The organism is Paenibacillus terrae HPL-003 (genome assembly GCF_000235585.1).
GTDB classification, from domain to species: domain Bacteria; phylum Bacillota; class Bacilli; order Paenibacillales; family Paenibacillaceae; genus Paenibacillus; species Paenibacillus terrae_B.
The window spans coordinates 3,075,133-3,094,564 of record NC_016641.1; the positions used below are offsets into that span (position 1 = coordinate 3,075,133).

Here is a 19,432-nt window from a genome sequence, read left to right on the forward strand (position 1 = left end):
TCATAAATGGACCTGGGAGGTAAGACATCATGTTTAAACGGTTTAAAAGGGCTGCTAAAACAACCATGATATTTACTTTGGCTATCGGTACGACCCTTGCTTTCAGCTCTGGTGCATGGGCCAAGGATGCAAAGATACAGCTCACCTCATATCGGACGGTTGCGGAGGTTAAGGATTGGGGAGCAACCATTACGAAGATCATTGTTAACCTGGGTAAGCCGGTACCTAAAGATGTGATAACAAAGGACACATTTAAGGTGCATGTAGAAAGAAGCGATAGCAGGCTGGTAAATCCCATTTTTGAGGAAGGCAACCGGAAGATCACCAAGGCCTATGTATCGGACAAAAACGGCAATCCTGTAAAGAAAACCGGAAGCTACGTTGTGTTGGAAATGGAGATCGGTCCGGCCATAACATTAGGCTCCGCTATTCATTATGATGCAGTCTCCGGGTTTAACGGATGGAATGATAACAAATACACGATCACGCAGCAAAAAGCTATTAAAACCCAATCAGGAACGATTTCCGGCTTGAAGATTGATACTTCCTCAGGTGAGATCCGGAAGCTTGTTGATCAATTTACAACTGGCAAAGCTTCTTATGACGGGGTTACTTTAACCTATGCGGACTATGCGCCGGCAAAAGACAAAGTGAAAAACCCTCTAGTGATCTGGCTGCACGGTATGGGAGAGGGAGGCACAGATCCAACGATTCCGATTTCCGGCAATAAAGCAGTGAATTTTGCTTCCAAGGACATTCAATCCTATTTTGACGGGGCTTATGTGCTGGCACCTCAGACATCAACCTACTGGATGGATGGTTTTACAGGCTTCGGAGACGGCACCTCCAAGTATGAGCAAGCATTGATGTCCTTAATTAAGGATTATGTGGCCAAGAACAAAGACATTGATACAGATCGAATCTACATTGGCGGAGACTCCAACGGCGGCTACATGACCATGCTGATGATTCGTGATTATAAAGACTATTTTGCAGCAGCTATGGTCGCATGTGAAGCCTTGAAGGATAGCCTTATAACCGATGAACAAATTAACGAAATGAAGGACCTTCCGATCTGGTTTGTGGCCGCTAAAACCGACACCATAGTACCGCCCAACGATTATATGATTCCGACCTACAACCGTTTAGTGAATGCTGGAGCAAAGGATGTTCATATGTCGTTATTTGATAACGTAGTGGATACTTCCGGCTTGTACAAGAAGAGCGACAAAACACCGTACGAGTACAATGGCCACTGGTCCTGGATTTACGTGTATAACAACGAAGTATCGAAGATGATTAATGGAAAGAAAACAACGATGATGGAATGGTTGGCCTCCAAAACATTGGACTGAAAAGTATAGCTATGTAAATAAAATGGTTATTTATCGTTAAACAGCATAGCCCCTCATCAGCTAGTTAGAGTGATGGGGGCTAGTTACTGAATGAATATTTTTTATAATGTTCTACAAGTTATTCGTTTGAGTGGCTTTTTTTAACCTTTATCTTTATGGGTATAATAATGTAGAGATCATCAATATGCTGTCTGGACTGAAGGGATTGGAGATGAAATGACACTACCTATTTCTTTGCCGGATATTTCACAAAGACCGTATCAACTAACCGTGGAACGACAAATGGAGGCATCCCCCAATGTTCTGTATCAAGCGTGGACCAAGCGGCTTGACGATTGGTTTGCAGCCTCAGGGACTGTCATAATGGACGCCCGAGTGAATACGGCCTTCTTTTTCGAAACGCATTTTGAAGGGCAACGCCATCCCCATTACGGAAGATTTCTAAGGCTTGAACCGGATCGCCTTATCGAATTGACCTGGGTTACTGGGGAAGGGGGTACTAAGGGGCATGAAACGGTGCTCACCGTTGAGCTTGAACTTAGCGGAAATGGCACACAGCTTCGCTTAACGCACGCAGGTTTTCCAGATGAAAATTCGAGGGACCAGCACGAGCAGGCATGGCCGATGGTACTTGACCAGCTCGAATGATGACCAATAGCTGATTTAGAAATCTGAATGCTAATCATATACTGACGTTCCAGACATTAGATTATCTCATTGAATTAGATATGAAACTGTAACAGGATGAGCTTATACAAATGTATATAATGAAATAAAAAAAGGCTTCTCACGAGTTTAATACACTTGTGGGAGGCCTTCCCTACTCTTCGAAAGCACTCTTTAATCGTACTTTCAAATACATAGCACACCAAAAGCAGTAATGAAGTATCTCTGCAATAATAAGGACCGTCTCCGGCCAGCCCAATGAGGATAACGGCTTAGAACACAGTGTAACCATAATAAGAATGGCTTCAAAAACCAGAATGTCCACTAACAGCATAATGGCTATACGGGAATTAGTTCGTTGAAAGAGTTGTAGGGCTTTGAAATTCCAGGCCGTTGCGATCAGCTCCAGCATGATGATTCCCAGGGACATGCCAGCATATCCAAGACCGGGAATAGCAACTAAGGAATAAAGAATGATGAAATTGGCAAGGACTCCTGTTCCAAGGCCAATAAAGGGAGTTTTCTTCCGATTTTGTGCCCATAAGACGCTGGTTGTAATTTCCCGCAATCCGACGAGTAACGGTAACATCGCCAATGATTTAATGGGGATCTCAGCATTCTGTATACCAAAAACAAATAGGGAGATTTCTGAAGCATATTCAAAAATGAAAAAACCTGAGGCTAACCCCCACACCCATGCTACCTGAAGGGCAGTATGGCTTTTTTTGTAGAATAAGCTATACTCCTTATTTTGCCAATCGGCAGTTATTTTCATCGTGAGCGTATGTGTTAACGAGCCTGTAATCAAAGTAGGCATATATGCGACGACAAGAGCGATACCCGTGACAATACCGAACATCTCCGCTGCTTCTTTGGAAGAAACCCCGGCAACCTGTAATCGTTGAGGGATGATGATCGCATCCATAAAGTCGGAAGCCGGGATAAGCAAGCGTGTAAGCGCAATAGCAAAAGAAGCTTGTACCACTAAAGGTAAATCTGGTCGATTTGATGGGGGGGATAAAGCTACAGAGGGACGATTGTACATAAAAAAAGCAGTAAGCACAACAAAGGCTAACAACGCGCCTGTAAAAGTCCCCAGTACCGCTCCGCCTACAGCAAACTCGATACCGGATTGAATAAATAGTGGCACTAGCCACATTAAAGTACCGATCCTGGCGGTTTGTTCTATGATTTCCGAAAGGGCAATTGCGGTGTATCTTTCAAGCCCTTGCAAATATCCGCGCAGCAGACTTAGCAAGGGGACGGCCAATATAGCAGGGGAGAGACATCGAATTACAAAATCGAGCTGTGGATAGCCGAGCAAATTAGCGATCGGCTTTGACAGCCAAAAGGTTAAGATACTGCATGCCAATCCTGTGAGAATCAGGAATATTGCAAAAACCTTGAACAGTCGCCAGCCTCTTGCCGTATGCTTAGCCGTAAACATACCCAAAGCTGTCGGCAATCCCCCTGAAATAATCATCAATATTAAGCTATAGAAGGAATAGGCTAGCTGATAAAGACCCATTCCTTCAGCTCCAACAAGTCGCGTCAAAAATACTTTTCCAACCAAACCGATGGCTTTCACAACAATCATCGCATTAGCTCTCACCATGGTTTGTTTTATTATAAGAGGTAATTTCAAATCATTTTCCACCCCATTAGAAGCTGTCCATTTTATTTCTATGACAGTAACCTCCGGGATATGAACAGGTCTTAAGGGTCATGATGTTAATCTTGTATATGAATCAACAAAAATTTGGTGTTTTTATCCCATCCTAAGTCGAAGGGGACTCTGAAACGGTCGGCGGTATGAGAGTTGACTAAGGGATAGCCCCTCTGATCAAATCCAACTACAACCGAGAAGTGGTCTACATCTCCTTTTAATACGTAAGCAATTAAATCACCTGGAAGCAACTGGGGCTTGTTAAGATGCTGCTGACGTTCATTGACCGATCGGACAATATCGGAGAAGCTTCCTTGTCCTATAATCCTTCCATAGCCGGAGCGTAACAGAAAATTTTTAAATGCGTCCGTTTGAACCCAAGTTTGGCTTCCACCGTTGCCATACAAGTAATGCCACCCTGATTTCATAGGAAGCCCTCCGCCTTCCTCCTTGTCCCCGATCACTTGGGAGGAGAAGTTGGTACAATCGCCTCCTTTGGAGTTATAATCCAGGTATTTTTGATTATATCGCTGACCATTACCTGCTCCCCATGTCGTTCCTGCATACTTGTTAGCATAGTCAACGGCGCGGGCCCTGTTGTATTTGTGAACAACCCTTTCTGGTGATACCTGATCTTTATGGGGTGTAAAAAATAAGTCTGAATGTTCAATCTTCTTTGAATTTTCTTCCAGAGGATCTGAATACCATTCACGTTCCACGTACCAACGATTATCTTTTTTTCTCAGTGTAATGCCATGACGTGTTCCAATTCCAAAATCATGTTGACCGGGATAGCTGTCGATATACTCATAGGTCAATTTCAAGGACTGAACAAGTGACACTTTTGCCGTATCGCCCAACACTAGGGCTCGGGCTATCCGAATGGAACTTTCCGCATTCACAAATTTTATTTTACGAAGCTTGGCCCATTCATGAATATATTCGGCTCTGTTCAGTTCATGAAGGTAAGCATATTGGCTGCTTCGTGTATCTTTAAATAAGTAATGGTCTTCGATATGCTTTTTGTCCTGATCCATTAACAACCGGGTACGGTCATCAAACAGTTCTTGAAGAAAGGGGGTGACGTTATCCGGTTTAGCTGGCTCGGCTTGTGCACGAAATAAAGAGAAGGTGTAGGCAGGGATTAGTATTAAGATCATGCACAGCAATTGTAATTTTCTGATCCTAAGCACAATTATTCATTCTCCTTGAAAATAATTGGGTTGTTTTTGGAATTGTCCTTGTTTTGAACTGTAATTTTCTTACAGGCTGAATTCATGTGTGTTAATTTGGTAAAGACGACCAGCCTTCCTTCATGCTCCTTCTTGCTTCGACTGTAGCGTCCGGCACAGGTAATCAAGTTTAAACGATGCTCTTCTGTAGGGCCAAAAATGGTTTGAATCGGTGCTTCGGAGGTTAAGTAAAATTTTACCGACTCCACAACAAACTGTAGCTTACAACCGTCATCGCCAGTCACATACACAAAATCCCCCCCTTTCAGTTTTTTAAGAGGATAAAAAACTGCCGGGCCTGTGTATGTATCAACATGACCATCCATAATTGCATTACCTGCCGCTCCTGGTAATATACCGGTAGATAAATAACCTACTCGATTCGTGTTGCCCGGAACGCCCATTTGGCCATTTTCTAAATAGGTTACCGGTTCTATAATCGAATGAATACGAACCGTAGGAATATCGATTTTACGTGGAATGATCCCTTGAAAAGGCTTACTTTTAAGTGGTAAGGGTTTCGTCGTTTTAGCTTGGTGAATTTCAGGCTTAGCCGGGGTGTTGCTGAAGTTAGCATGGGAGCTGCCTTGAGGCTCAGCCGAAGATGAACAGCTCGTACTGCCCAGCAAAATCAATAGCACAATGAAACGAATAATCCAATTATTGTTCATATGAAGAAAGAGAGAGGGTTAACAAGCTAACCCTCTCCTTTTTCCCCTCCCTAATTCATTTGCTCGCTCGCGCCACCGAATCCGGTTTTTGGTAATTTGGTAGCCTTTGCTTTCAAACTTTTCGCATGAATGCTTTTTTCTCCAATCATTTTGGCAGGTGCAGCTTCACGTGCATGTAGCTTATGGACTTTCTCATGTTTGCTCTTGGCGTGCAGCTTGTGTTCATGTTTCGCATGAGCCTTAACCTTATGTTGGTGCACTTTGTGTTCATGCTTTTCCGTTGCGGGTGCTGCAGATACCATCGATCCTGCTGACAGAAGTACAGCCAGGGACGCTACAGTCAATATTGCTTTTTTCATGTTATTGCCTCCTTGAGATAGTTGGTAATTCATAAATATATTTTCCGCAAGAAGAACGTTTTATGTAACCAATGATTTCATAGGGAAGAATTGGATTGGAATTTATTCCCTATCCTTCATTTAGTCACCTCAATAAGTCCTTCGGGAGTCTCACGATTGGCAAGCAGTTCGGATACGGTGACAAAGGTAAAGCCTCTTTTTTTCAGCTCAGGTAAAATGATTTTGAGGGCTTCAACGGTTTGCGTACTTTTATATACATAATCGTGCATGAGGACAATATCGCCGTTGCGAGCATTGCGAAGTACCTTATTGGCAATGCGGTGTACACCGGGTTTGCGCCAATCCAGGGTGTCCTGATGCCAGGACCATAAAATGATTTTAAGCCCTTTTTCTTTAGATAGTTTGACGAGCGAGTCGGTATAGGAACCACCCGGTGGACGGAAAAGTTGGGTTTCTGCCCCTGTTGCTTGAACGATGCTGGCTTGGCCCTGATCCATTTCAGACAGAGCTTTGTTACGGGAAATATTATGGAAGGATGGATGATGGAAGGTATGGTTGCCAACCTCATGGCCTTCTTTTCGTTCCCGTTTGACAATGTCAGGGAGTTTTTCTACACGGCTGCCGACGACAAAGAAGGTCGCTTTGGCGTCATATTGCTTGAGCAAATCCAGAATGGCTGGCGTTTTGCTTTCATCCGGTCCGTCGTCAAATGTGAGGGCAATCACCTTACGCTGGGTAGGAACTTCCCATACAATGTCGCCACGTTCTTCATAATAGGCTCTACCCTTTGTTGGTGCAGGGGATGAGTACGAGGCGGCCTCGGTATAGGGTGTGGCGCAAAAGCTGGCACAGAACAACGAAACAACGATACTTGCAGACAGTAATCGGTTATATTTCATTAGGCTTCTTCTCCGTTCTGACGTTTTCTCACATTAGCTTGCCAAGAAGGAGCGCATACCATTCCTCGTTCCTAAAACTTATAAAATGTAAAATAAATACATAAAACCCCCAGCTTCGTAATATGCCGATGGTTTGGCTGTTCACGAATTTGGAGGTTTTTTGTTGTTTTGATTGAATGGACCAAGCGTTAGCTCAGCAGTGTCACCACTAGCAGATTGTACAGTACTAGCGGCAGAATGACGTTTCTGTAGGCATAGGAACGATAGGGAGTGGGGGTGCCTGGTGAGGGAGGATGATGCGGCTGAGGAACGCTCAAATACAGGTGATCCGCGTCCATGTGGACAATCCTTCCTTCATGCACATGATGATCCATTGTTTGAACCCGGACGGTGTGATTGACGTAAGGACTCAACTGGTGATGCAGATGATCGCGGACCCTTTTGAGTTCTGTCTGTAATTCCGGTCTGGCCTGATATAAGGTTTGCGGATTGACAGTGTTGTACGGCATTCGCCTCTGACCTCCATACTCGTATAATGGTGTATCGTATGCAGGAGTCTGTGCCATTGTGCAGATACCCAGATGGGACGGATTTTACAAAGGCATGAAACATTAACATTTTGCTCCAGCCCGCTTGATGTTCCCTTTACACCGAGACGATACACTTACTGAGGTTGGTTTGACAAGAAAGGGGCGCTTCGTTTTGGGTGAGCTTAACAAATCTATGGGACTCGGGACGAGGAGCCAGCAACAGGCTTCATCTAAGGCCCGCGTACACACGGGTTCGCTAAAAATTCAGAGACTGCGCGAAAACGCGCTGGCGTATACGTTTTTGGCTCCATCGCTCATTTTGTTTGCTGTATTTATGTTTTACCCGATGATCAAGTCGGTTTATCTCAGCTTGCACTCCACAGATCCCGCAGGAAATGTTGCAGCTTATGTTGGGTTAGACAACTTTGCTACACTTTTCAGCTCGGGTCAATTTCTGCAAGGAATCAAGGTTACGCTCCTGTTTGCACTGCTGACGGTGCCTGTAGGCATTTTACTGGCGCTGGTGCTGGCTGCACTCACACATAGCAAGCTGCGAGGGATGCGCATTTTCCAGTTCGCTTTTTCGTTGCCGATGGTGTTGTCGGTCGGTTCATCTGCGGTCATTTGGAAATTTCTGTTTCATCCGACATTGGGGATGTTTAACTACGTGCTTTCCCTGTTACATATCAATCCGGTTCCGTGGCTGACCAGCCCGGATTGGGCATTGTTCTCCGTAGCGATCATGACCATCTGGATGAATCTAGGCTTTAACTACATTATTTTATCAAGCGGACTTCAAGGGATTCCAGATGACATGTATGAGAGTGCAAAAATGGACGGGGCAGGCCCGCTGGTAACATTCTGGCGAATTTCCATGCCGCTGCTGTCGCCAACGATCTTCTTTGTAACCGTAGTATCCATCATTGGAGCTTTCCAGTCTTTTGCTCAAATTAACATTCTGACCAAGGGCGGTCCGGTGAACAGCACGAATGTGTTCGTGTATTCCATTTATCAGGAAGCCTTCGTTAACTTCCGATTCGGAACGGGCAGCGCACAGGCAATTGTACTATTTGTCGTCATCCTGCTGCTTACGATGATCCAGTTCAAATGGGTGGAAAGAAAGGTGCATTACCAATGAAACGACATCTTAATTCAACACTCGTGTATGTGTTGCTTACGATTGCGGCTGCTTTGATTTTATATCCGGTCATTTATACGTTTTTTATGGCTGTCATGTCGCCGGAGGAAGCGAGTGCCTATCCACCGAGCTTTTTCCCGCATTCCTTTCATATGGACAATTTTACCGAGGTGTTTGAAATCGTTCCGATTGCAGCGTTCATCGGTAACACCTTTCTCATTTCAGGCTTAACGATGATCGGTCAGCTTATTACAGCCAGCTTGGCGGCCTATGCCTTTGCCAAAATGGAATTCAAGGGGAAGAACTTCATTTTCAGCATGTTTGTTGCGACGATGATGATTCCTTGGGAAGTGACCATTATTCCCAACTACCTGACAGTACGTAGCTGGAATTGGCTTGATACTTATCAAGGGCTGACGGTTCCGTTTCTGGCGACGGCATTTGGAACGTTCCTGCTGCGACAATTTTTTCTCCAGCTTCCAAAGGAATTGTTCGAGGCGGCTCGTATGGACGGGTGTGGACATGTTCGTTACTTCCTGTTCCATGTGCTTCCGCTGTCGCGTCCGGCGCTCGGAACACTGGCTGTATATTCGTTCCTGAACATGTACAATTCGTACCTGTGGCCGCTGTTGATCACGAATAGCGAGAATATGCGTACGGTACAGATCGGAATTTCTATGCTCGAATTTCAGGAATCCACCTCATGGAACCTCGTGTTCGCGGGTACAGCACTCGTCATTTTACCGTCTCTGCTACTGCTGATCTTTGGTCTGAAGCAGTTGGTACGCGGGATGGCCGCGGGTGCACTTAAAGGTTAATCATGAAGAGGGTTCCCTTCGGGCAAACAGCAACATCTGCGCAAGCAGCCTATATAAAGCTTGATCTATATTCGAGAATCAATTAATCAAAGGGAGAGAAGAGAGATTATGAGATTTTTTCGTCTGAAAAGTGCTTTGACCTTGCTCATTCTGACTGCAATAGTTGTTGCAGCAGGCTGTAGCAATAACACGGCGGCTGAGAAGCCAAGCAGCGGTAGCGATGCGGGAACAGCGGCAGGTTCTCCAGTGAAGTTGACTTGGTGGCATTCCATGTCCGGTAACGGTGAAAAAGCGATCAAGCAAATCGCCGCTGACTTTAACGCCAGCCACAAGGACATTCAGGTAGAGCCCGTATACCAAGGCAAATATGATGACAGCTTGAACAAGCTGAAAGCGTCGCTTGGCTCCAACAGCGGTCCGGACATCATTCAGGTGTATGAAATCGGCAGTAAATTCATGATCGATTCCAAGATGATCACTCCTGTACAACAATTTATTGATGCAGACAAGTTCGATCTGTCGCAGCTTGAGCCGAATATTACCCGGTATTACACCATCGATGGTAAATTGAATGCAATGCCTTTCAATACGTCGAATCCGATCTTGTACTATAACAAGGATGCTTTTAAAGCGGCGGGACTTGATCCGGCTAATCCTCCAAAAACATATGATGAATTCGAAAAGGTTGCAAAAGCCTTGAGCAAGGACGGAAAATCCGGTGCATCCATCGCGATCTATGGCTGGTTTATGGAGCAGTTGTTTGCTAATCAGAATGCGGATTATGTGAATAATGGCAACGGACGCAATCAGGCAGCAACGGAATCGCTGCTGAATTCGGATGCAGGTGTGAAAACCCTGACTTGGTGGAAAAAAATGATCGACGAAAAGGTTGTATCCAATCTGGGACGTAACTCCGACGATACTGCCAAAGCTTTTTCCGCAGGACAAATTGCCATGACACTGGATTCCACCGCTTCGCTGCGTAATATTGTGGAGCAGGTTGGCGATAAGTTCGAGGTAGGCACTGGCTTTCTGCCAAGAGCGAACGAAGCGAAAGAAGGCGGCGTGGTTGTAGGCGGCGCGAGCTTGTACATCATGAACAACAAGCCTGAAGCCCAGCAAAAGGCAGCGTGGGAGTTCATTAAATTCGTTGCTTCCCCGGCTGTACAGGCACAATGGAGCGTGAATACGGGGTACTTCCCAATCACCAAAGCAGCTTATGACGAGCAGGTACTCAAAGACAATATGGTGAAATACCCGCAATTCCAAACCGCTGTTGACCAATTGCACGCATCGGCGCAATCCATGGCTACACAAGGCGCAGTGATGGGCGTATTCCCGGAAGCGCGTCAAATCGTAGAGGGTGCAATCGAGGCGGTCTTGAGCGGACAGCAACAGCCAAAACAGGCATTGGATCAAGCAGCACAAGAGATTACAGGCAAAATTGCACAATACAATCAAACGGTAAAAAAATAATCGGCCTTCCCTTAAAAGCGGCTAATAAACTGTAATACGTGACCCCTTTACCAGCCGCTTTTATAAAATAACGGACCGAATAAGTGACCCCCTCACTTGTTCGGTCTGTTTTTTTGTATGTCCGAATTCTCCTGTTTTTAGAACATCCGTTTAGACGAACTGTCTAAAATTGTTTATTTTGTACATTTCCTATTGCTGGATACCTGAAAATGAGCTTATAATAAATGTATAATTTTTGTACTGGACGGTCAGTTCAAAAAAGGAGGAAGCATGAAAAACCAGACGAAGGAAATTATTTTTAACGGTGCGCTCAAGGCTTTTTCCGAACGTGGCTTCAATGAAACTAATATGGAGGAAATCGCAAGGGTATGCGGTATTGCCAAAGGGACCCTTTATTACAACTTCAAAAATAAACAAGATCTGTACATTTATATTTTGAAGATGGGGATGGAGCGTTTTGTTCAGGATATCCATGAAGCTATGGCTCAGGTTCCGAAGGAGCAGATAGAACTTAGGGTTCGCAAGCTGATCCAAGTACATATTGAGTTCATTGGAAGAGAGCCGGATTTTTGTCGTTTGCTGGTTAGTAAGGGATGGGTTTCGCAGGAGCAGCATTTTAATATCAGGCAGGTATTGGCTGACTATTTTGATTTTATGGAAGCGGAGATCGACGCAGGTAAGTTTTATGGAAAAATTTCGAGTAAGCTGGATGCGAAAACGACGGCAAACTGCTTATTTGGTATTTACATTTTTGCACCGATGCGGTCGATGGTTTGGGGCGAAACCATGAATCGGCAGGAGGTTCGCGAAAGTATTGAAGTATTTGTATGTAACGCGCTGGGTGTGCAATATAAATAGACAGATGGAGTGATGAGAACATGAAAGCTAAAAAATATACGATTTATGCTGTACTTATTGTTTTAATTGCTGTAGGGATTTATGCTTTGACCGCTTTTCAAAAGGGGGGGAGTAGCTTGTCTGCGGATCAGTCCTCTTCCATTCCGACAGCTTATGTAGAATCGGATACGCTCAATGCCAGCTTTAAGATGGCGGGACGTATTGATCAGATGCTCGTGAATGAGGGCGACAAGGTGAAAAAAGGGCAGGTGTTAGCCCATCTGGAAAGCCGTGAGCTGGAAGACAAGGTGAAACAGGCACAGGCGGCATTGCTGGCTGCCAAGAGTAATGTGTCTAAAGCGAAGGCTGGCGTATTGCAGGCACAAGCGGGAGTGGGGCAGGCACAGGCTACCGTGAGTGCAGCTCAGGCCAAAAAGAGCCAGGGCACCACATCCGTCGGCGTGACTGCACAGGCTTCCTCCAGCCAGATCGAACAGGCACAAGCGGCGTCGGCTGCGGCCAAAGCGAAGCTGGATGCCCTCAAGAGCGGCGCAAGACCGCAAGAGCTGGAGCAAGCACAAGTGAGTGTAAAGGCCGCCAAGGAAACGCTGGATCTGACCGCTAAAAATCTGGAGCGCGCCAAAAAGCTTCAAGAAGCCGGGGCAGCAACCCAAGCCTCACTGGATCAAGCGACGCTGGACCATCAACAGGCGGAAGCCAAGTATAATTCAGCATCACAGCAACTGAATATGGTACGCGAGGGAAGCCGCAAGGAAGAAATTACGGCGGCTGAAGCACAATACCGTCAGGCATTGGCTGCGGTGAAGGAAGCACAGGCAGGAGCAGGCAAGGTTACTTTGCAGCAGGAGGATGTCAAAGCCGCACAGGCTTCGGTTGAACAGGCGCAATCTGCGGTGAAGGCGGCGCAATCCACGGTAGAGCAGGCCCAGGCGGCGGTTGCAGGTGCCAATGCACAGGTGGCCCAGGCGGAAGCTGCCCTTCAGGAAGCTCAGACCTATTTGAGCTACACCACGCTCCTCGCATCCGAGGATGGCATTGTAAAATCCAAATCACTCAGCTTGGGCGAAATGGCCAGCGCAGGCTTCCCAGTCTATACGATTGAAACTTCGACTCAGCGTTGGGCTAAATTCTATGTGCCGGAAACGTCTTTGAATGGTCTCCAAGCAGGGGATACTGTACAAGTTAAACTGCTGTCGGGCGGCAAGGAGCTGAAAGGTAAAGTCATTTTGCTGGAATCGGCTGCTGACTTCGCTATTCAAAAACCGAGCCAAAGCTCCGGTGATAAGGATGTCCGTTCCTTTGGCGTTAAAATAGCTTTGCCGGATCTTGCGGCTTCGGTTCCGACAGGCTCCACGGTTCTGTTTACAGGCAAAGGGGCGCAGTAATATGCAGGATCAACAGGAAAGACTTCGTATCCGCGATGTATTTCGTGAGGAATGGCTGAGCATCTTCCGGGATCGACGCTTTATGGCTATTCTGCTGATTACGCCGATTATGTATACCATCTTGTTCGGGTTCCTGTATTCTCATCAGCGGATTACCGAGATGCCTGTCACGGTATATGACGGAGACAATTCGCAGCTCAGTCGCCAAATCATTCAGGCGTTCGATGCGACAGATTCGTTTGCCGTTACACGGCAGGCCACCAATCAGGAGGATGTGGTTCGTCAGGTGGAAACCGGGGAAGCCAAGGTAGGCATCGTCATTCCCGACAATTTCACCACTCGGCTTAAGCATGGGGAGAACCCGCCCGTGCTGACCCTGATTGACGGTAGTAACATGATGTATTCCAACAGCGCCAGCCGGATCGCAAATCAGGTCATCAGTAGCGTGAGCGCCGGGGTTTCGGTCAATTCCATGAAGCAAAAGGGAATGAACGCCGATCAGGCCGCCTCAACGCTGACTACGATCCCGTTCCGGTCCAGAGTGCTGTTCAACCCGGTATATGATTACAAGCTGTTCATGCCGCTGGGGGTCATTTCTGCGGCTCTCCAGCAGTGTTTGCTGCTTGGTATTGCTTTGTCCTGTACGCGGGATAAGGAAGTAGGGACCTGGGCAAGATTTGCCGCATGGAAAAATACCCCTTGGCGCTTGGCTATTGCCAAGCTGGCACCGTATTATGTAGCGGGAGCCTTCAACGTGCTGACTGTATTCAGTATTAGCGCCTTATGCTTTGATATTCCGTTCAGGGGGCAGGTGCTGCCGCTGATTCTGGTATCGCTGGCCTTTAACTTTGCCTTGTGCGGTTTAGGGTTCCTGTTTAGTCTCTTTTCCAAGACCAGAGTGGATGCGACCCAAACCCTCATGTTGATTGCCGTTCCTTCCTTTATGCTGTCAGGCTATACGTGGCCGCTGGAAGCGATGCCCGGCTTCTTGCGGGGACTTGCCGAAATATTGCCATTGACGTATTATCTGGATGCTGTACGGAACATCACCCTCAAAGGGCTGGATATCACGTACGTCTTCAAGGATACGATTGCCCTGGGCGTTATTGGCTGTGTGAGTCTGCTGGTGTCCTTCGCTATTTATCCGCTATTCTTTAGACAGCGTCAGACGGCAGACCAGCCTGCCGATATATCAACCCAAGAGGGAATTACACTTAAAGGCTAAAAGAAACTAAATACGCATATTAAAAAGGCAGATCAGGTTGTTACTCCTGATCTGCCTTTTGGTTTTAAGTGCTATATCGTATGGATGAATGAAATATTATTGCGTCTTTAAGTCCTCAATCGAATCAATGGGTACGTAGGATGGAACAACGAGTCCGGACATAACGCCGGTCATGCTGGTTCCGATGTCGTCCACCTTATCCTTGTACTGAGCCCAGTAATCGGCATGCGTCAGTGGGAGCCAGGCAGCGGCGGTAGCATCCACACTCCCGCCTGCAACGCCTGTCCACATGGGGCCAATCTCTACCTGAAGGGCAGTCACTTTATAACCCAAATTTTGCTCCAATACATATTTCAATACATTCGTACTGGCAATTTCAGAATCCCAGGCAGCGTAGCTCAGCTTCAAAGGATCGCCATGGACAGGCTGCAAGCCCTTAATCCATTCCTGCACCTTGTCTGAATGCTTATCGGCCCAGTTCTTGGCGGCCTGCTGCGGGGCAGTACCGTCCTGAATAGCAATCATCACTTCACCCATATCTTCAGCAGTCCACTTAAAGCGGCTCAGAAATTCATAAGCAACAGGAGCATCCTGTTTCAAGCCTTTACGGGCAATTGTATGGATTTCTTCCTTATCACCATAAGCCTTCTTAGGGTCTTTCAAGTATTTTAAATCATACTTGTTAAACATCCAGTGAGGAGTCCAGCCTGTTACAACGATGGGCTGCTTGGCTTTGATCGCTTTGTCCAGTGTAGCTGTCATAGCAGCCCCGGAGCTTTCAAGCAGCTTCCAGTCAGACAAGTCGTATTCCTTCATAGCTTTGGCAGTCAGCTTCATGAGACCAGCGCCGGGGTCGGTACCAACAATACGGTATCCGACCTCCTTGCCAAAGTCCCCCGCAGCGGCAGAAGCCGGAGCGGCTCCATTGCCTTGCAAATCAGTAATAGATTTGACATTCATATAAGCTGGCACGACCAATCCCGTTTTGACACCCGTCATATTAGCGCCCAGATCATCAAGCTTATCCTTGTATTTAGCCCAGTAATCCGCATGTGTCAGTGGCAGCCATGCAGCCGGAGAAGCATCCACATCACCACTGGCGACACCCGTCCACATTGGACCTGCTTCAACTTGCAACGCGGTTACTTTGTAGCCCAATTTGTTTTCCAAAATATATTTCAGCAAATTCGTGCTGGCAATTTCAGAATCCCAAGCCACATAACTCAGCTTGAAGGTGTCACCATGGACAGGTTGCAGTCCTTGGGTCCATTCCTGCACCTTATCGGCATGCTTATCAGCCCAATCCTTGGCAGCTTGCTCAGGACTGGTTCCGCCTTGAATGGCAACCATCATTTCACCCATATCTTCCGGCGTCCATTTGAACCGTTTCAGAAACTCGTAAGCGATAGGAGCATCCTGTTGCAGTCCTTTACGGGCAATCGTATGAATACCCTCGGCCTCACCATAAGATTTTTTAGGGTCTTCCAAATATTTGAGATCATATTTGTTGAACATCCAGTGTGGCGTCCAACCTGTAATAATGATCGGTTTTTTCGCTTTCATAGCTTTGTCCAGAGTTGCAGTCATGGCTGCACCGGAACCTTCTACCAGCTTCCAATCGGACAAATTGTAGTCCTTTAACGCCTTGGCAGTTGATTTCATAATACCTGCCCCGGCATCAATTCCGATAATCTTGTAGCCAACTTCTTCGCCAACCGGGTTGGCAGCAGCGTTTCCTTTGCCAGATGCAGATTGATTCGATCCAACAAAATATTGCGATGCGCCAGCGATCAGAATGATAGCCGTAACCGCAGATGTAATCCATACCTTTTGCTTGGTGGATATGCGGCTTTTGCCTCTTTTCGCAGGTTTGAACAGGTTCTGTGTGAAACGGTCAAGCACGATAGCCAGAACAACGACAGCCAATCCGGCTTCAAAACCTTTACCAATTTGCAGCTGTGTCACGGCACGGTATACAACGGCACCGATACCTTCCGCACCGATCATGGAAGCAATAACGACCATAGACAGTGAGAGCATAATCGTCTGGTTAATACCAGCCATCAAGGTTGGCATAGCCAGCGGAAGCTGTACTTTGAACAGCTTTTGCGCCGAGGTTGAACCGAATGCGTCAGAGGCTTCGACCAATTCACTCGACACTTGCATAATCCCCAGATTCGTCATACGAATAGTTGGCGGGATCGCGAAGATAACAGATGCGATAACGCCCGGTACAACACCCAGGCTGAAAAAGGTAACCGCAGGGAGCAAGTACACGAACGCGGGCATCGTCTGCATGAAATCAAGCAAAGGCGTAATAATGCGTGACGCCGTTTTGCTGTACGCACACCAGATCCCGATCGGAATCCCGATGACAATGGATACGAGTGCGGACGTGATGACCAGTCCAAGCGTATTCATCGTTTCGCTCCAATAGCCGAGATTGTCAATCAGCAGGAAGCCGATGACAGTAAACAGCGTAAGCTGAACCCGGCCGATCATAAACGCGATAATCCCGATGATCACGATGAACACCAGAGGGTGCGGAAGCATGAACAGCCCAGAGAAAAAGCCTACAACAGCTTCAATAACAGAAGAGATAACATTAAAAAATCCAGCCAGATGAATACCCATCCAGTCTACAATAGTCTGAATCCACTCAGCGATTGGCAGTTTCGGTATCAAGGGCATTCACCTCCTTCGTGGTGGTTACATCTCCGCCAAGTGCGCCCAGCAAAGCTCCACGGACGATAACACCCAAAAGCTTCTGTTTGTCATCGACCACAGCCAGTGGTACCTTGGAAGAGCTTGTAATTTCGAATAAGTCATTAATGACGGTTTCAGCAGCAACCTGCGGTCCGTCCGTCATGAGAATATCTTCAATTTTCAAATTGTTGCGCAGCGCATGGACAGCATCTTCAGCATTGATAACGCCCAAAAGTTTCTTGGTACGATCAATGACGAACAGATTGGAAATCCCGCGTTCGCGCATCAATTCCAGAGCAACACGTGGACCGCGATCCATTGTAATCGTTTCTGGACGAAGCATAACATGAGCAGCCGTCAATACCTTGGACAGATCCACATCCTCGACGAAGCGGGCTACATAAGAGTTAGCCGGTTGGATCATAATTTCTTCCGGTGTACCGATCTGCACGACCGATCCGTCCCGCATCAATGCAATCCGGTCACCGATCCGCAGCGCTTCATCCAGGTCATGGGTGATAAATACGATCGTTTTCTTCATTTTATCTTGAAGCTCCAGCAGCTCATCCTGCATGTCACGGCGAATGAGGGGGTCCAGTGCGCTGAATGCTTCATCCATCAGAAGCACTTCAGGGTCATTAGCCAACGCCCGTGCCAGACCGACACGCTGCTGCATACCACCACTCAGTTCATCGGGCATTTTATCGCCCCAGTTTTTAAGACCAACCAGTTCCAACGCTTGCTGTGCTTTTTCCTGGCGTTTCGTTTTTTCTACCTTTTGTATTTCAAGGCCGTATTCTACATTTTCCAATACAGTCCGGTGTGGGAACAGGGCGAATTTTTGAAAAACCATGCTGATGGTTTTACGACGAACTTCGCGGAGTTGTTCTTTGTTCATCTTACGGAGATCCTTGCCGTGGACCAGAATTTCACCGGAGGTAGGCTCAATCAAGCGATTTAGCATTCGCACTAAAGTGGACTTGCCACTGCCCGAAAGACCCATAATAACGAAAATTTCACCTTGCTTAATTTCCATATTGGCCCTATTGACACCAACGGTAATTTGTTTTTCTTTGGCCAGCCTTTCCTTGCCCCAGCCTTGCTCCAGGAGCGGAACACCTTGCTCTGCGTGAGGACCAAAGAGTTTGCTGACATTTTTGACTTCCAAAATCGTCATACATACACCTCTTCTTTCTATACTTTGCTTGGTATTAACCCCGTGTTGCATTAAGGATCAAGTATAAAAATCAATATTTTGAACATCCTGAACGGTTAATGACAAAATTAATTGTAACAGAAGAATTGCTTACATTTCAAACAAAAAAACTGTTCATAAAGTACGTACAGAAAAAACCGTACAAAGTTTCCTTTCATATGCTCCTTCGTTCTTTAGAATGCTCAAACATCCGAAACTTTACAACCGATAGCTCTTTTTTTAAAATAGACAATGAAATATAACCATAAGCAAAAGATTTATGTATATCCATAATTTAAAAAGTTTACTATCATTAGCGATTTTGCGAATTATGATTTTGAACGACCCATGCTGTTGTAATATAGACAGAAGCTTTGTTTTTGAAACATTTCATTTTTAATTGAAAGATTTCATGTGTTGCTTCAAAGCCAATCGGTTACGGGTAAAAGTCGTTCATACGATCTTAGGCAAAATGCTCTAAAATTAGGAGGTTGCAAGCATGAGCTTGTACCAGTTAGGTGATGAGCAGCAGGCTTCGCTGCAAAAAATTCGCAAACGTGTCATAGAAGCTATAGGTAAAAATATGGACTTGTATGGGATCACCTTGTCTGCGGGGCATTTGTACGGTTTGCTTTTTTTTGCGGATAAACCGATGACGCTGGACGAAATGGGCCGTGAAATGGAAATGAGCAAAACGAGCATGAGTACTGGTGTCCGAACGCTGTTGGATCTGAAAATGGTCAACAAGGTGTGGAGCAAAGGCTCGCGCAAGGATTTGTATGAAGTCGAATATGACTGGCATCAAACGTTCACGGACTTCTTTGCTATTAAATGGAGAAAAGCGGTGGAAACGAATTTGCTGGTGCTGCGCAAGGCCATTGAGGAGCTGGACAGATTGCTGGAGCAGGGCGGGGAATATGAGGAGTTTAAGGCTGTTCTCCAGCAGGATCGTTTGAAAATGAAGCAGGCTGTTGCCTATTACAAGTGGCTGGACCGACTGATTGATTCGATGGAAAGCGAAGAAATATACAAGCTGATCCCGAAGGAAGAGGTTCGTGATTAATCGCTCATCCTCGTTTCTTTTCATAAAAATGCCGGAGCGTAAAAAGCGTTCCCGGTGTTTTTTTGTGTTTGGCTTTGTAAACTTTGGATTAGTTTTGTTCGATTTTGGTTTGGCCCTGCGCAAAGGGTATAATAGAGATATGAAATGATTGATATAGTGTTGCGTCGAACATTGAACATACAGGTTAAAG

The 19,432-nt window shown here is 46.3% G+C and carries 17 protein-coding genes; 9 read left to right on the plus strand and 8 right to left on the minus strand.

Annotation, left to right across the window (positions count from 1 at the left end):
• The first annotated feature begins 29 nt into the window (after positions 1-29).
• Positions 30-1,355 (plus strand): prolyl oligopeptidase family serine peptidase, encoded by a 1,326-nt coding sequence (locus tag HPL003_RS14030; protein WP_014280339.1) that lies wholly within the window; start codon positions 30-32, stop codon positions 1,353-1,355.
• A 216-nt stretch (positions 1,356-1,571) separates the two neighbouring features.
• Positions 1,572-2,003, plus strand: coding sequence for an SRPBCC family protein (locus tag HPL003_RS14035; RefSeq protein ID WP_014280340.1), 432 nt, complete (start codon positions 1,572-1,574; stop codon positions 2,001-2,003).
• Positions 2,004-2,175: 172 nt separating this feature from the next.
• Here HPL003_RS14035 and HPL003_RS14040 read toward each other — a convergent pair whose 3' ends face one another.
• From HPL003_RS14040 to HPL003_RS14065, 6 genes are all read right to left on the minus strand, one after another.
• On the minus strand, positions 2,176-3,666 hold the full coding sequence (locus HPL003_RS14040; RefSeq protein WP_238533377.1) for an oligosaccharide flippase family protein: 1,491 nt from the start codon (positions 3,664-3,666) through the stop codon (positions 2,176-2,178).
• Positions 3,667-3,752: 86 nt separating this feature from the next.
• Positions 3,753-4,880: an amidase domain-containing protein gene (locus HPL003_RS14045; protein ID WP_014280342.1), complete on the minus strand. Its 1,128-nt coding sequence runs from the start codon at positions 4,878-4,880 to the stop codon at positions 3,753-3,755.
• Positions 4,881-4,882: 2 nt separating this feature from the next.
• Positions 4,883-5,560 (minus strand): class F sortase, encoded by a 678-nt coding sequence (locus HPL003_RS14050; RefSeq protein WP_014280343.1) that lies wholly within the window; start codon positions 5,558-5,560, stop codon positions 4,883-4,885.
• Positions 5,561-5,640: 80 nt separating this feature from the next.
• Positions 5,641-5,949: a hypothetical protein gene (locus HPL003_RS14055; protein ID WP_014280344.1), complete on the minus strand. Its 309-nt coding sequence runs from the start codon at positions 5,947-5,949 to the stop codon at positions 5,641-5,643.
• Positions 5,950-6,065: 116 nt separating this feature from the next.
• Positions 6,066-6,848, minus strand: a complete 783-nt coding sequence (locus tag HPL003_RS14060) for a polysaccharide deacetylase family protein (RefSeq protein WP_014280345.1) — start codon at positions 6,846-6,848, stop codon at positions 6,066-6,068.
• A gap of 188 nt (positions 6,849-7,036) precedes the next feature.
• A complete protein-coding gene (locus HPL003_RS14065; RefSeq protein WP_014280346.1) occupies positions 7,037-7,357 on the minus strand; it encodes a hypothetical protein in 321 nt (106 codons plus the stop codon).
• Positions 7,358-7,550: 193 nt separating this feature from the next.
• Here HPL003_RS14065 and HPL003_RS14070 point away from each other — a divergent pair, with 193 nt between their 5' ends.
• The 6 genes from HPL003_RS14070 to HPL003_RS14095 all read left to right on the plus strand — a co-directional run bounded on the left by HPL003_RS14070 (position 7,551) and on the right by HPL003_RS14095 (position 14,278).
• Positions 7,551-8,516, plus strand: a complete 966-nt coding sequence (locus tag HPL003_RS14070) for a carbohydrate ABC transporter permease (RefSeq protein WP_014280347.1) — start codon at positions 7,551-7,553, stop codon at positions 8,514-8,516.
• Positions 8,513-9,334, plus strand: coding sequence for a carbohydrate ABC transporter permease (locus HPL003_RS14075; RefSeq protein WP_014280348.1), 822 nt, complete (start codon positions 8,513-8,515; stop codon positions 9,332-9,334). Before HPL003_RS14070 ends, HPL003_RS14075 begins: the two co-directional genes overlap by 4 nt.
• A gap of 108 nt (positions 9,335-9,442) precedes the next feature.
• The gene (locus HPL003_RS14080) at positions 9,443-10,810 is read left to right on the plus strand and encodes an ABC transporter substrate-binding protein (RefSeq protein WP_014280349.1); all 1,368 of its coding nucleotides are present in this window, start codon (positions 9,443-9,445) and stop codon (positions 10,808-10,810) included.
• Positions 10,811-11,080: 270 nt separating this feature from the next.
• Positions 11,081-11,668 carry a TetR/AcrR family transcriptional regulator gene (locus HPL003_RS14085; protein ID WP_014280350.1) on the plus strand — a complete coding sequence of 196 codons (588 nt, stop codon included), beginning with the start codon at positions 11,081-11,083 and terminating at the stop codon, positions 11,666-11,668.
• Between the two features lie 20 nt (positions 11,669-11,688).
• On the plus strand, positions 11,689-13,053 hold the full coding sequence (locus HPL003_RS14090; RefSeq protein ID WP_014280351.1) for an HlyD family secretion protein: 1,365 nt from the start codon (positions 11,689-11,691) through the stop codon (positions 13,051-13,053).
• Between the two features lies 1 nt (position 13,054).
• Positions 13,055-14,278, plus strand: a complete 1,224-nt coding sequence (locus HPL003_RS14095) for an ABC transporter permease (RefSeq protein WP_014280352.1) — start codon at positions 13,055-13,057, stop codon at positions 14,276-14,278.
• 96 nt (positions 14,279-14,374) lie between these two features.
• On the opposite strand, the gene HPL003_RS14100 is transcribed toward HPL003_RS14095, so the two are convergent.
• Together HPL003_RS14100 and HPL003_RS14105 are read right to left on the minus strand one after the other, a co-directional pair.
• Positions 14,375-16,963, minus strand: coding sequence for a glycine betaine ABC transporter substrate-binding protein (locus HPL003_RS14100; protein ID WP_014280353.1), 2,589 nt, complete (start codon positions 16,961-16,963; stop codon positions 14,375-14,377).
• Positions 16,938-18,161 carry a quaternary amine ABC transporter ATP-binding protein gene (locus HPL003_RS14105; RefSeq protein ID WP_014280354.1) on the minus strand — a complete coding sequence of 408 codons (1,224 nt, stop codon included), beginning with the start codon at positions 18,159-18,161 and terminating at the stop codon, positions 16,938-16,940. Before HPL003_RS14105 ends, HPL003_RS14100 begins: the two co-directional genes overlap by 26 nt.
• A 517-nt stretch (positions 18,162-18,678) precedes the next feature.
• Between HPL003_RS14105 and HPL003_RS14110 the strand changes: the two genes are divergently transcribed.
• Positions 18,679-19,242 carry a GbsR/MarR family transcriptional regulator gene (locus HPL003_RS14110; RefSeq protein WP_014280355.1) on the plus strand — a complete coding sequence of 188 codons (564 nt, stop codon included), beginning with the start codon at positions 18,679-18,681 and terminating at the stop codon, positions 19,240-19,242.
• Positions 19,243-19,432 lie beyond the last annotated feature (190 nt).

What these genes read in the sequence shown, in the direction of transcription:
- HPL003_RS14030 (WP_014280339.1), top strand. Translation starts at nt 30, where the DNA reads ATGTTTAAACGGTTTAAAAGGGCTGCTAAAACAACCATGATATTTACT.
- HPL003_RS14035 (WP_014280340.1), top strand. Translation starts at nt 1,572, where the DNA reads ATGACACTACCTATTTCTTTGCCGGATATTTCACAAAGACCGTATCAA.
- HPL003_RS14055 (WP_014280344.1), bottom strand. Translation starts at nt 5,949, where the DNA reads ATGAAAAAAGCAATATTGACTGTAGCGTCCCTGGCTGTACTTCTGTCA.
- HPL003_RS14060 (WP_014280345.1), bottom strand. Translation starts at nt 6,848, where the DNA reads ATGAAATATAACCGATTACTGTCTGCAAGTATCGTTGTTTCGTTGTTC.
- HPL003_RS14065 (WP_014280346.1), bottom strand. Translation starts at nt 7,357, where the DNA reads ATGCCGTACAACACTGTCAATCCGCAAACCTTATATCAGGCCAGACCG.
- HPL003_RS14075 (WP_014280348.1), top strand. Translation starts at nt 8,513, where the DNA reads ATGAAACGACATCTTAATTCAACACTCGTGTATGTGTTGCTTACGATT.
- HPL003_RS14080 (WP_014280349.1), top strand. Translation starts at nt 9,443, where the DNA reads ATGAGATTTTTTCGTCTGAAAAGTGCTTTGACCTTGCTCATTCTGACT.
- HPL003_RS14085 (WP_014280350.1), top strand. Translation starts at nt 11,081, where the DNA reads ATGAAAAACCAGACGAAGGAAATTATTTTTAACGGTGCGCTCAAGGCT.
- HPL003_RS14090 (WP_014280351.1), top strand. Translation starts at nt 11,689, where the DNA reads ATGAAAGCTAAAAAATATACGATTTATGCTGTACTTATTGTTTTAATT.
- HPL003_RS14095 (WP_014280352.1), top strand. Translation starts at nt 13,055, where the DNA reads ATGCAGGATCAACAGGAAAGACTTCGTATCCGCGATGTATTTCGTGAG.
- HPL003_RS14105 (WP_014280354.1), bottom strand. Translation starts at nt 18,161, where the DNA reads ATGACGATTTTGGAAGTCAAAAATGTCAGCAAACTCTTTGGTCCTCAC.
- HPL003_RS14110 (WP_014280355.1), top strand. Translation starts at nt 18,679, where the DNA reads ATGAGCTTGTACCAGTTAGGTGATGAGCAGCAGGCTTCGCTGCAAAAA.